This is a genomic window from Acinetobacter bouvetii DSM 14964 = CIP 107468 (genome assembly GCF_000368865.1).
GTDB classification, from domain to species: Bacteria; Pseudomonadota; Gammaproteobacteria; order Pseudomonadales; family Moraxellaceae; genus Acinetobacter; species Acinetobacter bouvetii.
This window is the reverse complement of record NZ_KB849725.1, coordinates 18571-31072: the sequence shown is the minus strand read 5'-3', so window position 1 is coordinate 31072 and position 12502 is coordinate 18571. Positions and strand designations below refer to the sequence as shown.

The following is a 12502-nucleotide window of genomic DNA, read 5'->3' as shown; positions in this document are numbered from 1 at the left end:
CTGCCTTTTCCTTCATGTCTATCTATTCCAAGATAAAAGCATGTGCATGATGCAATAACAAAGGCATGATAAAAAAGGAGAATACTCATGTGGTCACTTATTGTGGCAATCGTTGTCGGCTTTGTTGCCGGTTTAATTGCCCGCGCCATTCACCCTGGAGACGATAAAGCCGGGTTTATTGTGACAACATTGCTGGGTATTGCCGGTTCGCTGCTCGCCACTTACGGCGGCCGCTTGCTGGGATGGTATGGTGAAAATTCTGCAGCCGGCTTTATCGCTTCGGTCATTGGCGCGCTGGTGATTCTGTTTATTTACAATACGGTTTCCAAAAAAACTTCTGCTTGAACTGAAATCAGTCAGTCTGAAATTCACCTATAAAAAAATCCCCCGTCAGCAGCAGGGGATTTTTTATAGAAAATAAAGCGGTTCCGCTTTTATTTTATAAGCCCAATTCTTGCCAGATTTTTTCAATTTCAGCAGCCGGGTAGGCGCCCATCAGCTTGGTGCCGTTTGAAAAAATAATCGCCGGCGTGCCATTCACGCCTAAATTTTTCGCCAGCTGAATATTGCGCTCGATCGGGTTCGCGCAGCTTTTTTGGCTGCTGGGCTGAACGCCTTTAGAGATCAAATTTGTCCATGCATAAGCCTGATCTTTCTCACAAAACAGCTGCTTGGACGGCGCAACTGACTGCGCTTTCAGCGGCAGGACAAAAGTATAAAGGGTGACATCATTCAGCTTGCTCAGCTCTACTTCAAGCTGTTTGCAATACGGGCAATTTGGGTCAGAAAAGACCGCGAGCTGGCGTTTGCCATTTCCTCGCACGCTTTTAATCGCATCTTTTAACGGCAATTTTTTCCAATCCGCCTGATTTTGCGACAGCATCAGCGTATTGGTTAAATTTTTCTGATCTTTCAGCCGGATCATGGAACCCACTAAAATATGCTCAGCGCCCTCACCGGTATAGATAATCTGATCACCGACTGAACCGCTGTAAATGCCGGGCATCTCAGTGGTTTTAATATTTTCAATTTTCAATGAAGGATAGTTTTTCTGCAGCTGGCTTTGCACCGATGCAGCATCCGCCATTGCCCACTGTGACAGCATGCCTGCTAAAAACAGCGCACCCATTTTTTTCATCATGACATACACCATGTAAGTTTCTTGCGCCAAAGTGTACTTGGAATATCGCCAATCACACAGATTTTTTTCCAAGGCTTACGGAAAGACAACAGCAGCGCTGTTTCACGTGGAACAGCGCTGCTCTGATTAAAGCGGATTAATCTCGACCGAAACATGCACAATTTCATCATGGACCGTCAAGGCATGACGGACTTGATCTGCAGTCAGTTCCTCCGCTGTTTCCAGCGCTAAAATACAGGAAAACTTGCCTTTTGCGACTTTCCAAACATGCAAATCGGTAATTTTGGCTGCAACAGGCAAGTCTTCAATCACCTCACGGATTTCTTCCACAACAGGATGATCCATTTCTGCATCCAGCAAGGTTTTTCCAGTTTCCTGAATTAGGCCAACCGCCCAGCGCGCCACCAATACCGCGCCGGCAATCCCCAGCAGCGCATCCAGAAAGCTCCAGCCCATATATTTTCCGGCAATCAGCGCAATAATCGCTAAAACTGACGTCACGGCATCTGCAACCACATGTAAAAAGGCAGCTTTTTGATTCAAATCATAATGATGGCCATGATGGGCGCCGTGATCCTGCCCATGCTCGTGCTCGTGCTCGTGCTCGTGCTCGTGCTCGTGATGGTGATGATGATGGTGATGGTGATGGTGATGGTGATGGTGATGGTGATCATGCAGCAGCCACGCACACACCAGATTCACAATTAAGCCCAATACCGCAATAGGAATCGCTTCGTCATAATGTATCGGCACAGGGAACATCAGCCGTTCTGCAGAATGAAAGGCCATAAAAATAGCCACGACAATTAATAAAATCGCACTGCTGTAGCCTGCGAGAATTTCAATTTTCCATGTACCGAAACTGAAGCGCGCATCCCGCGCATAATGCCGCGCTGCGCGGTATGCCATATAGGCCAATCCCAGCGCCAGCATGTGCGAGCTCATATGCCAGCCATCCGCCAGCAAGGCCATGGAATTGAAAATCCATCCGCCCGCCACTTCTAACAGCATCATGACTGCCGTTAGAATAGCGGCCAGCAGAATGCGTTTCTGCGCCAGCGGATTGCCTTCATCAAACTGATGAGTGTGAATTCGTGAAGATGGGGAAATATTCATTTTCAATCACTTAACCTATACTCCCCAATAGTATATTTGTTTTTGGAGCCGCATGTGAGCCATTTGCATCAGGATAAAAAAATATTAAACCGCGTAAAGCGCCTGCAGGGTCAGCTGAATGCTGTTGAACAGTCTTTGCAGCAGCCCCATGCGGAATGCATTGCCGTACTGCAGCAGGCTGCCGCAATTAAAGGGGCTGTGAACGGCCTAATGAATGAATTGATTGAAGCGCATTTGCGCCATCATGTCATCGGCGCCGATGCGGCCGTCAATGAAGCGGAACTGGCCGAATTTATGAAACTGCTGAAAAGGTATGGCTAAGTTTTTTGCAGGATAAATTGACCCGGGAAGCCGATCGCCAGTACACTGCTTAAATAATCCTCTCCTTTCTCACTGCTTGCATTTTTAGCTCAGCTGAATGCAATATCCTGCGGCTTTCTTCATGATGAATTCTCAATCCTGGCGCCCATTCATTATGGTCAGCCTTGCCCTGATTATGGGGACCATCGGTACGGCGCTGGCCAGTCCGCTGTACCCGATTTATCAGGAACTGTGGCAGCTGCTGCCCAGCCATATCACTTATATTTTTGTGGCTTATATGTTCGGCTGCATGGCTACGCTGCTGTTTCTGGGCCGGGCCAGCAACAGCTTCGGCTTTTTAAGAACGCTGCAGGCCGGCATGCTGTTTGTGATTGCAGGCCTGGCATTGTCCGCTATTTCTCCCAATGCGCTGAGCCTGTCTTTTGCCCGCTTTCTGATCGGCATTGCTTCAGGCTTAATCAGCACATCTGCAATGCTCGGGCTGATTTACACCATTCCAGACAGCCATAAGCAGAGCGCGCCGCAGCTCAGTTCCATTATTACCGTTATCGGCTTTGGCTTAGGGCCTTTGATTGGCGGCATCATTGCGCAATTTTCAGCAAGGCCATTAATGACCCCGTATTTGCCCGTTATTGCTGGGGCTATTGTCTGTTTAGTCAGCCTATTTTCCGTCAAACATGTGCCGACGCAGAAACAGCCTTTTTCCATCGCGCCGCATTTGCAGCTGCCTGAAGCCCAATATCATGGCCTGTTCTATATTGCAGGCTTTACCGCTTTCAGCGCTTTTGCATCATTCAGCTTATTTGCATCACTGGCGCCCTCTTTTGTGAAGGATATTATTCCCTGGCATGGGCCCATGGTCAGCGGGACTGCAATTGCCAGCATTTTACTGGTGTCTGCGCTGTCTCAGTTTACCGCCAAGAAAATGAATCCGCGCAAAGCATTAAATACCGGCCTGCTCTCATTGATTATAGGCTGCATGCTGCTGTCACTTTGTGTTTACATGCATTGGAGCATACTGTTTTTCATCAGTGTTTTTGCCGCCGGCATGGGCCATGGCTTAGGGCTGCTGGGCGCTTTCGGCATGATTCACGGCATGACCCAGCCAGAAAACCGCGCAGCCGTTATGTCGACGTACTTATTTGTCGCCTATTTAGGCACAATTCTGCCGATTATCGGGGTAGGCTATCTCTCCGACCATTTCGGTTTTGCCGCCGGCATTTTAGGCTTCTGCACAGCGGTTGGGGCGCTGTGTTTCATTTTGCTGATTTTTCAGCGCAGGCTGCAGGCCCCTTTGCAGCATTAAGCTGATTTTCAGCCATAAAAAATGCCCTCATCCGAGGGCTTTTCTATGCTTGGAATTTTACTTTCCAATACAGAATGAACCGAAGATCTTGCCCAACAAATCATCTGCGCTGAAATCACCGGTAATCTCGCCCAGCGCATTTTGAGCAAGGCGCAGGGATTCAGCCACCAATTCACCAGCATGATAAACCGTCAGCTGTTCACGCGCTTCAGCAAGATAGTGCTGAGTGCGCTTCATTGCGTCCAAATGGCGCGTACGGGCAATAAAGGTGTCTTCTTCTGGCTGGAAGCCTGCATGCGCTGTAATCGCATCTACCAGCGCCTGAACACCTGTTTCCAGCTTGGCTGACACCGTAATACTGCGGAAGCCCTGATAATCGGCTAACGCGGGCGCGGCACCCGTTAAATCACATTTGTTGCCTATCAGCATCAACCGTTTAGGTTCAATATGTTCCGCAAAATAGTTTTTAGCCAGTTCAAGCGGGTCTTCCCCCTGACTCAGGTCATACACCAGCAGCAGCAAATCAGCCTGTTCAATTTCTTTAATGGCGCGGCGGATGCCTTCTTTTTCCACCACATCGCCCGTTTCGCGCAAGCCAGCAGTATCGGTCAGGGTAATCGGCAAGCCATTTAAAGTGATTTTCTCATGCAGCACATCACGTGTAGTACCTGCAATATCCGTCACAATAGCGCGTTCCACACCGGCCAAGGTATTCAGCAGTGAGGATTTTCCGGCATTCGGCTTGCCGGCAATCACCACCTGCAGGCCTTCCCGCAGCAATTGCCCTTGCCGCGCAGACTGCTGCACCGCAGTCACTGAGTCACGCACGTCATCCAGCAATTTTAAAATTTTACCATCGGCCAAAAAGTCGATTTCTTCTTCAGGAAAATCAATAGCCGCTTCCACATGCAGGCGCAGATGAATTAAGTTTTCCAGCACCGTATTGACTTTGCTGGAAAATGCGCCTTGCAAAGAACGTACGGCCGAACGGGCAGCCGCCTGAGAGGTCGCATCAATCAAATCAGCAATCGCTTCCGCCTGCACCAAATCCATCTTGCCATTTTCAAAAGCGCGCATCGAAAATTCGCCCGCTTTGGCTGCTGTTGCGCCCAATTCCAATAAGCGCGCCAGCAAAGCATTTTGAATCACAGGCCCGCCATGCCCCTGCAGCTCCACCACATCTTCACCGGTAAATGAGTGCGGATTTGGAAAGCAAATTACCAAGCCTTCATCCATCACTTCTCCGCGCTCATCCAAAAACTTGCGGAAACCGGCATAGCGCGCTTTCGGCAGCGCCGTTTGGCTCAGCGCTTCTGCAATGGCATAAGATTTTGGCCCAGACAGGCGAATCACCCCGACGCCGCCACGTCCTGGCGGAGTTGCAATTGCAGCAATCGTGGTTCGGTTTTGCATGGTACTCACCTAAATATCTACCTCAAAATCTAAAATGACAGGCAAAGAAAAATCCGCCTAAGATTACCATCTTAAGCGGATTTATTCAGCTCATCAGCAACACTTAGTTTGCTGGAGTCGCTCCGTCACGCTTTTCACGCTCTTTTGCAACACTCTTGTTAATCAGAGTCTGCTGCAAAATGGTGATGCTGTTGTTGCAGATCCAGTACAGAACCAAGCCTGCTGGGAAGAACAGCATAAAGACGGTGAAGATAATCGGCATAACCTTGAAGACTTTCGCCTGCATCGGGTCCGCCGGCTGCGGGTTCAAGCTTTGCTGGATGAACATGGTGGCGCCCATCAGCAATGGCAGGATAAACCATGGGTCCATTGCAGATAAATCCTGAATCCAGCCTAACCATGGCGCATGACGCAGTTCAACGGACTCCATCAACACCCAGTACAGCGCAAGGAAAATCGGCATTTGCAGCAATAATGGCAAGCAGCCCGACAGCGGGTTCACTTGTTCACGCTTATACAGCGCCATCATTTCTTGCGAGAAACGCATGCGGTCTTCACCGAACTCTTCTTTCATGCGCTGCATTTCTGGCGCAATCACCCGCATTTTCGCCATCGAGCGGTAGCTCTTAGACGACAGCGGCCAAAGAATCAATTTCACCAGAACTGTCAATAGAATAATGGACCAGCCCCAGTTGCCCACTAAGCCATGGAAGAATTGCAAGCCAATGAACAGCAGCTTCGCAATCGGCCACAGCCAGCCATAATCAACAGTCTGGTTTAAGCCTGCAGCAAGATCTTTCAATTCAGATTGAATTTTTGGACCCGAATAGAACGTTGCATCCACTTCCGCTGCCGTGCCGGCAGGCACATTAATTGCCGGAGAGGTAAAGCCAATGATGTTCATGCCATCATTTGATTTACGTGACTCTAATTTCGCAGCAAAAGGCTGGCCATCCGCCTGAGTCAATTTTAACTCACCCGGAATCCATGCGCTGACAAAGTAATGCTGCACTATCGCAACCCAGCCGCCTTTAGCGTCAACATTCAATTTTTCATCATTGAAGTTGGCAAATTTCAGCTTGTTGTAGTTCTCATCCGGTGTGCCCCAAGCGCCCCCTAAGAAAGTACCCAAAGTGAAAATACCTTGGTCTGATTTTCCAGGATCTTCCGAGTTATCGCGCTTCAGCTGGCCAAACATCTGGCCCTGCCAATTTTGGCTGCTGCGGTTCACAATTTTGTAGCTGACGACAATCGGATATTCGCCTTGCTTAAAGGTGAAAGTTTTAATGATTTCTACGCCGTCAGCTGTTTTCAGCAGCATCGGCACAGTTAAAACTTTTTCAGCTTTACCGTCTTTACTTTGAGCAGACTTCGCATCAGCCAGGCTGTAAGAAGCTTTTTCAACTTCATACGTTGGACGGCCAGTGCGCGCACTGTCTGGGCCATTCAAGCCAATCAGGCCCGATTGAGCGACATAGGTGCGCTTGGCATCGCTTTCCAGCATGACAAAAGGTTCATCACTGTCTTTATTTTTGTCATGATTGAGTAATTCAACACGAACAATATCGCCGCCTTTCGGATTAATCCAAAGGTGGTAAAGGTCAGTTTTCACTGAAACTAGCTGTTGACTTACAGGTGCAGTGGCGTCTGCTGTCTGCTGCGCTGCAATATTTGCCTGCGGCACATCGGATGATGCTGCGGCAGTTTGGCTGTTCGGCAAATCTGCAGATACTTCATGTGACACAACAGCAGCGGTTTGCTGCGGTTTGCTGTCTGCATGACCGTAATCTTTTTGCCAAGCCAAAATGAGCAAATATGCGACAACAAACATGGCCCCGAGAATAGCAATCCTGGCCCATTGTTGCATATCTAATACCCCAAGTGGTTAGAGTGATTTTGGTTCAATAAACGATCACGAAAGGGTACAGCAACGTGAAGCGTTTGAGAATCTATTTGCTGAAATGAAATAAAACGGACAGCTTTTTTGCTCGGCACAGGATCATAGCCCGATCCGCCCCAGGGATGGCAGCGGCAAATGCGCTTAACAGATAGCCAAGTTCCACGCGCAGCGCCATGCAAATGGACTGCTTCCAATGAATATTGTGAGCACGTAGGAATATAGCGGCAGCGGGGCCCGAGCAGCGGACTAATCGCAATCTGATAAAAACGGATCAACCAATGCAGTAAATGTACCATTGGCCATCTCTACTTTTGCGGGGAGGGAGCTATTTTTGAATGCTTTTTGGCAAGGCGGTTCAGCTTTTGCCAAGCAAATTGTAATTGCTGATGCAATTCGGCATTAGGTACTGCATCAATGCCAGCTTTGGGCATGACGACAATATCCAATTCACTTAATTGCTGCTGATGCAGGCGAAAACTTTCGCGAGCAAGGCGTTTTACTCGATTTCGTTCGTGTGCGCGGCGCACTTTTTTCTTGGCAACAACAATACCCAAACGGCTATTCTGCAGTTCGGAATGTTTTGCAAGAAATAAGAAATGGGGCTGATGCACTTTAAAAAGCGCACCATCGAAGACACTTTTATAATCGGCAGCACAGTGTATGCGTACATCTGTGCTGAAACCATAAAGTGCTGTCATAACGCCCAAGTCGCTATAGCGCTAACTGATTAAATTAAACAGTTAAGCTATGACGGCCTTTAGCACGGCGGCGAGCCAATACTTGACGGCCAGCTTTTGTAGCCATACGGGCACGGAAACCGTGAACACGTTTACGTTTCAATTCAGAAGGCTGGAAAGTACGTTTCATGTCGAAACTCCAAAAGTGATCTTTCTATAAAGGTTCGCGATTTTAGTGCTCATTGCTTGAGCTGTCAATGAAAAACAAGTTTTCTTGCAAAATTAAGCCTAAATTGTAATTTATGTCTTTCTATACCAATTAAACCCAAAAAAGTTACACACAAAGTAAGATGCTGTTTATAATAAGTTAATAACTTATCATCAAGTTTACCAACAAGGTTATCCACAACGGGTGTCTGATTTTAAATTTACACTCCGGTTTAAATTTGAATTTAATCTGTATCTCGAGTTATCCCCAAAAACAGCCGCTGTTATTATTAAATTCAAATTTAAAAATTTAAATTTATTATTATTAGGAGGCTTATTTTCTGTGGAAATCGGCAATAAACCAATAAATAACAAAATAATACATTGTGAATAACTCTGTTTTTATAATTTTGATACATTGTGGATAACTTTATGGTATATTTTATCCACAGCCTGTGGGTAAGGTTATCCACACTGGGTTTTAAATTTAAATTTAGACTGAATTGCGATTTTTTAGCCAAAAAGCACTGAATTAATCATGACAGATGTGGATAACTTGGTTAGAATGGCGGCCCGCTTGGGCGGGCAGAACATATTTTTTTATGCACAATGGATTGAAATAGGGGTTTCACATGCTTTGGACAGATTGCTTAACTCGTTTGCGCCAAGAGTTATCCGGCAATGTCTTTACAATGTGGATCCGGCCATTAGTGGCAGAAGAAGCAGAAGACACGTTACGTCTATTTGCGCCGAATCCTTATTGGACACGCTATATTCAAGAGCATCATTTAGAGCTGATTTCAATTTTAGCGGAACAGCTGTCTGAAGGCCGCGTGCGCAAAGTTGAAATTTTGGTCGATTCAAGGCCGGGCGCAATTTTGTCTGCAAATGAACAGCCTGCAACCACCACTGCTGCATTGGAATCTGTTCCTGCACCTATGGCGAAGCCTAGAAAAGAGAAAGAGGAAACAGCAGGAAAAAATAGCCGTAAGCGCCAGCTGAATCCTTTATTTACCTTCTCTTTATTTGTTGAAGGCCGTTCTAACCAAATGGCTGCTGAAACTTGCCGAAAAGTGCTTACTCAGCTAGGCGCATCACAGCATAATCCGCTGTTTTTGTATGGTCCAACAGGCTTAGGTAAAACACATTTAATGCAGGCTGTCGGAAATGCCCTGCTGCAGGCAAAACCTAATGCCCGCGTGATGTACATGACTGCAGAAAGCTTTGTTCAAGACTTTGTCAGTTCGCTTCAGCAGGGGAAAGTTGAGGAATTCAAGAAAAATTGCCGCTCATTGGATTTGCTTTTGGTCGATGATATTCACTTGCTTGCCGGCAAAGAGGCAAGCTTGGTTGAGTTTTTCTATACGTTCAATGCGCTGCTCGATGAATCAAAGCAAATTATTTTGACTTCAGACCGTTATCCAAAGGAATTGACTGAACTTGACCCGCGTTTGGTGTCCCGTTTTTCATGGGGCTTGTCGGTAGGTGTGGAACCTCCTGATATTGAAACCCGGATTGAAATTTTACTGAAGAAAGCTGAAAGCAATAATGTGGAATTGCCGCGCAACTGCGCGCTGTTTATTGCGCAGCAAGTGGTTGCAAACGTCCGTGAATTGGAAGGCGCGCTCAATAAAGTTGTTGCGATTTCGCGTTTCAAAGGCACACCGATTGATTTAGAAGTGGTGCGTGAGTCTTTGAAGGATGTTTTGGCGATCCGCGCGCGCACAATCAGTACGGAGAATATCCAGCGTGTGGTCAGCGAATACTTTAGAATTCCTTTAAAAGAACTGATTGGCCCGAAACGCACCCGCATTTATGCCCGTCCGCGCCAGCTCGCTATGGGGCTTGCCCGTGAACTGACCGGTGACAGTTTTCCTGAAATCGGCATGGCATTTGGCGGACGCGATCACAGTACGGTCATGCATGCCTGTGAAAAAGTGCAGAGCTTGCGTGAAGAGGATCCGATCTTCAATGAAGACTACAAAAACCTGCTCCGTTTACTGCAAAGCTGATAGTATTTTTGCTTAAATTCTGTTCTTGCAATGCGGCATATTCTGCCGCATAGTACACTGTTAAAAAATCAATTTATCTGTTCATAATCTTCATTTTTAGAGGAAAGTATCGTGCGTTTAAAAATCGCGAAAGAAAACTTACTGAATGTTCTATCACATGTCGTAGGAGCGGTTGAACGTCGCCATACCTTAAACATTTTATCTAACGTGAAGGTTCAGGTTACTGAGCAGGCGCTGACCATTACCGGTTCAGATTTGGAAGTTGAATTGGTTGCCAGCACACCGCTTGCAGAAGGCGCTTGCCTGCAGGCTGGCGAAACGACTGTACCTGCGCGGAAACTAATGGATATTTGCAAATCTTTGCCTTCAGCAGCGCTGATTGATTTGCAGATTACTGAAGATATGCGCTGTATCTTAAAGTCAGGCAATAGCCGTTTTGTTTTAGGCACTTTACCGGCAGAAGATTACCCTTTGCTGAATACAGAAAATACGCAGGGCACGCAGGTAACTGTGACGCAGCGTGAATTAAAGCGTTTATTTGAAAAAACCTCTTTTGCTATGGCTGTGCAGGATGTGCGTTTCTACCTCACGGGCACTTTGCTGGAAATTGATCAAAATCAGCTGCGCGCAGTGACGACTGATGGCCACCGTTTGGCGCTGTGTGAAACCGCCGCATATTCCAATTCCGCTCAGCTGGTGCAAGCGATTGCGCCGCGTAAGGCGGTGGGTGAGCTGCAGCGCTTGCTCAGTGTTGAAGATGAACAGTTGTCTTTGCTGATTGGCCGTGAACTGCTGAATGTGACCATCCGCATTCCAAACCGTGATAAAGAGCAGGGTGACATTACTGTGCGTTTCACGACTAAATTGATTGACGGAAAATTCCCGGATTACCGCCGTGTTATTCCCCGCGGCGGCGACAAAAATGTGGTGATTGCGCATGACGTGTTTAAGCAGTCTTTGCAGCGCGTGGCGATTCTGAGTAATGAAAAATTGCGCGGCGTGTTTCTGAATTTTGATGCAGATACATTGCAGTTGCGCGCCAATAACCCTGAACAAGATGAGGCGATTGAAGATTTGGCGATCCAATACGCTGATGCGCCAATGGAAATGTCATTCAATGCGCAATATCTGCTGGATGTGCTGAGCGTGCTGGATGGCGATGATGTTTCAATGACCATGACGGAAGCCAACCAGTCAGTCTTGGTGCAGGATCCGACAAAGCCGGATCAAACTTATGTTGTGATGCCGATGCGCGTTTAATTTTTTTATAAAATATTATGCATATTGCGCGTTTACATGTAGAACGTGTTCGTAATTTAAAAACGGTTGCACTCTCTGAGCTGCAGCCGTTTAATGTCTTTTACGGGCAAAACGGTTCAGGCAAGACTTCTATTCTTGAGGCGGTGCATTTACTGGCGACAGGGCGTTCTTTCCGGACGCACATTCCGAAGCATTATATTCAAACTGATGCAGCGGATGCGATTGTATTTGCCCAGTCTGCAACTGACAAAATCGGCATGCAGAAAATGCAGTCTGGCGAACAGCTGATTAAAGTGAACGGCGATTTGGTCGCGACACAGGGGCAGCTGGCAAAAATCCTTCCCCTGCAGCTGATTGATCCGCAAAGCACAGATATTATCGACCATGGCGCAAAGCCGCGGAGGCAGATGCTGGATTGGATGATGTTCCACGTGGAACCGGAGTTCTATCATGCCTGGCAGTATTATTCACGGGCATTAAAGCAGCGCAACAGCCTGCTGAAAACACGCCGAAATCTCAGCCTGTCAGATTTGGAGCCGTGGAACAAAATGCTCAGTGATTATGGCGAGGTGCTGCATATGCAGCGCGCCGGCGCTGTTGAGCAATGGAAGGTTTTTTTTGAACAGGATTTAAAGCGGCTTTTGCCGGATTTGGCAATTGCTTTAGAATACAGCCCAGGCTTTCACAGTGGCACAGGTTTGCTGAATGATCTTACCAATAGCCATTATAAGGACATCGAGCGGCGCTACACTGAATATGGCCCTCACCGTGCAGACCTGCGCTTAAAAACCCCTCTGGGTGACGCCGAAGCCGTGCTTTCCCGCGGTCAGAAAAAGCTCTTGATTATGGCCTTAAAACTGTCACAGATTGCAATGCTGCATGCGTGCAACAGGGAAACTGTGGTATTATTAGATGATCTGACAGCAGAATTAGATTTAACCGCACAACAACGTTTAATTGATCGCTTGAGCCAACTTGGCAGCCAGGTTTTTGTAACCACTTTAGACCGTGAATCTGTACAGAATCACTTGCGTGATTTGTCTATTTCCTATCAATTATTCAAAGTCGAAAACGGTCAAATTCAGGCTGTCGCACAATGATTTTAGATTTTACCCGTCTTGGGATAGACCTATTTTTCCACTAGGGAGA

General features: G+C 47.2%; 13 protein-coding genes. 6 read left to right on the top strand and 7 right to left on the bottom strand.

Going from position 1 to position 12502, the window contains the following annotated elements:
* Positions 1–87: 87 nt before the first annotated feature.
* Positions 88–345, top strand: coding sequence for a GlsB/YeaQ/YmgE family stress response membrane protein (locus tag F941_RS00145; RefSeq protein ID WP_005006500.1), 258 nt, complete (start codon positions 88–90; stop codon positions 343–345).
* Positions 346–439: 94 nt separating this feature from the next.
* Here F941_RS00145 and F941_RS00140 read toward each other — a convergent pair whose 3' ends face one another.
* Both F941_RS00140 and dmeF read right to left on the bottom strand, forming a co-directional pair.
* Positions 440–1141 (bottom strand): DsbC family protein, encoded by a 702-nt coding sequence (locus tag F941_RS00140; protein ID WP_026253375.1) that lies wholly within the window; start codon positions 1139–1141, stop codon positions 440–442.
* Between the two features lie 126 nt (positions 1142–1267).
* Entirely contained in the window at positions 1268–2257 is a 990-nt protein-coding gene (gene dmeF / locus F941_RS00135) for a CDF family Co(II)/Ni(II) efflux transporter DmeF (protein WP_005006496.1), read from the bottom strand.
* Positions 2258–2311: 54 nt separating this feature from the next.
* Here dmeF and F941_RS00130 point away from each other — a divergent pair, with 54 nt between their 5' ends.
* On the top strand, positions 2312–2578 hold the full coding sequence (locus F941_RS00130) for a metal/formaldehyde-sensitive transcriptional repressor (RefSeq protein WP_005006494.1): 267 nt from the start codon (positions 2312–2314) through the stop codon (positions 2576–2578).
* Positions 2579–2702: 124 nt separating this feature from the next.
* Positions 2703–3884: an MFS transporter gene (locus tag F941_RS00125; RefSeq protein ID WP_026253374.1), complete on the top strand. Its 1182-nt coding sequence runs from the start codon at positions 2703–2705 to the stop codon at positions 3882–3884.
* A 57-nt stretch (positions 3885–3941) separates the two neighbouring features.
* Here F941_RS00125 and mnmE read toward each other — a convergent pair whose 3' ends face one another.
* The 5 genes from mnmE to rpmH all read right to left on the bottom strand — a co-directional run bounded on the left by mnmE (position 3942) and on the right by rpmH (position 8064).
* Entirely contained in the window at positions 3942–5297 is a 1356-nt protein-coding gene (mnmE, locus tag F941_RS00120; protein ID WP_005006489.1) for a tRNA uridine-5-carboxymethylaminomethyl(34) synthesis GTPase MnmE, read from the bottom strand.
* 103 nt (positions 5298–5400) lie between these two features.
* Positions 5401–7164 carry a membrane protein insertase YidC gene (gene yidC, locus F941_RS00115; protein ID WP_005006486.1) on the bottom strand — a complete coding sequence of 588 codons (1764 nt, stop codon included), beginning with the start codon at positions 7162–7164 and terminating at the stop codon, positions 5401–5403.
* 2 nt (positions 7165–7166) lie between these two features.
* Complete coding sequence (yidD, locus tag F941_RS00110; RefSeq protein WP_005006484.1) at positions 7167–7493, bottom strand: membrane protein insertion efficiency factor YidD; 327 nt, start codon at positions 7491–7493, stop codon at positions 7167–7169.
* Between the two features lie 9 nt (positions 7494–7502).
* Positions 7503–7895, bottom strand: a complete 393-nt coding sequence (gene rnpA / locus F941_RS00105; protein ID WP_005006481.1) for a ribonuclease P protein component — start codon at positions 7893–7895, stop codon at positions 7503–7505.
* Positions 7896–7929: 34 nt separating this feature from the next.
* Complete coding sequence (gene rpmH / locus F941_RS00100; RefSeq protein WP_000831329.1) at positions 7930–8064, bottom strand: 50S ribosomal protein L34; 135 nt, start codon at positions 8062–8064, stop codon at positions 7930–7932.
* A 649-nt stretch (positions 8065–8713) separates the two neighbouring features.
* Here rpmH and dnaA point away from each other — a divergent pair.
* From dnaA to recF, 3 genes are all read left to right on the top strand, one after another.
* Positions 8714–10093 (top strand): chromosomal replication initiator protein DnaA, encoded by a 1380-nt coding sequence (gene dnaA / locus F941_RS00095; RefSeq protein WP_005006478.1) that lies wholly within the window; start codon positions 8714–8716, stop codon positions 10091–10093.
* A 111-nt stretch (positions 10094–10204) separates the two neighbouring features.
* Positions 10205–11353 carry a DNA polymerase III subunit beta gene (gene dnaN / locus F941_RS00090; protein WP_005006477.1) on the top strand — a complete coding sequence of 383 codons (1149 nt, stop codon included), beginning with the start codon at positions 10205–10207 and terminating at the stop codon, positions 11351–11353.
* 17 nt (positions 11354–11370) lie between these two features.
* The gene (recF, locus tag F941_RS00085) at positions 11371–12453 is read left to right on the top strand and encodes a DNA replication/repair protein RecF (RefSeq protein ID WP_005006475.1); all 1083 of its coding nucleotides are present in this window, start codon (positions 11371–11373) and stop codon (positions 12451–12453) included.
* Positions 12454–12502 lie beyond the last annotated feature (49 nt).

What these genes read in the sequence shown, in the direction of transcription:
- dmeF (WP_005006496.1), bottom strand. Translation starts at nt 2,257, where the DNA reads ATGAATATTTCCCCATCTTCACGAATTCACACTCATCAGTTTGATGAA.
- rpmH (WP_000831329.1), bottom strand. Translation starts at nt 8,064, where the DNA reads ATGAAACGTACTTTCCAGCCTTCTGAATTGAAACGTAAACGTGTTCAC.
- yidD (WP_005006484.1), bottom strand. Translation starts at nt 7,493, where the DNA reads ATGGTACATTTACTGCATTGGTTGATCCGTTTTTATCAGATTGCGATT.
- mnmE (WP_005006489.1), bottom strand. Translation starts at nt 5,297, where the DNA reads ATGCAAAACCGAACCACGATTGCTGCAATTGCAACTCCGCCAGGACGT.
- F941_RS00145 (WP_005006500.1), top strand. Translation starts at nt 88, where the DNA reads ATGTGGTCACTTATTGTGGCAATCGTTGTCGGCTTTGTTGCCGGTTTA.
- rnpA (WP_005006481.1), bottom strand. Translation starts at nt 7,895, where the DNA reads ATGACAGCACTTTATGGTTTCAGCACAGATGTACGCATACACTGTGCT.
- dnaA (WP_005006478.1), top strand. Translation starts at nt 8,714, where the DNA reads ATGCTTTGGACAGATTGCTTAACTCGTTTGCGCCAAGAGTTATCCGGC.
- recF (WP_005006475.1), top strand. Translation starts at nt 11,371, where the DNA reads ATGCATATTGCGCGTTTACATGTAGAACGTGTTCGTAATTTAAAAACG.
- yidC (WP_005006486.1), bottom strand. Translation starts at nt 7,164, where the DNA reads ATGCAACAATGGGCCAGGATTGCTATTCTCGGGGCCATGTTTGTTGTC.
- F941_RS00125 (WP_026253374.1), top strand. Translation starts at nt 2,703, where the DNA reads ATGAATTCTCAATCCTGGCGCCCATTCATTATGGTCAGCCTTGCCCTG.
- F941_RS00140 (WP_026253375.1), bottom strand. Translation starts at nt 1,141, where the DNA reads ATGATGAAAAAAATGGGTGCGCTGTTTTTAGCAGGCATGCTGTCACAG.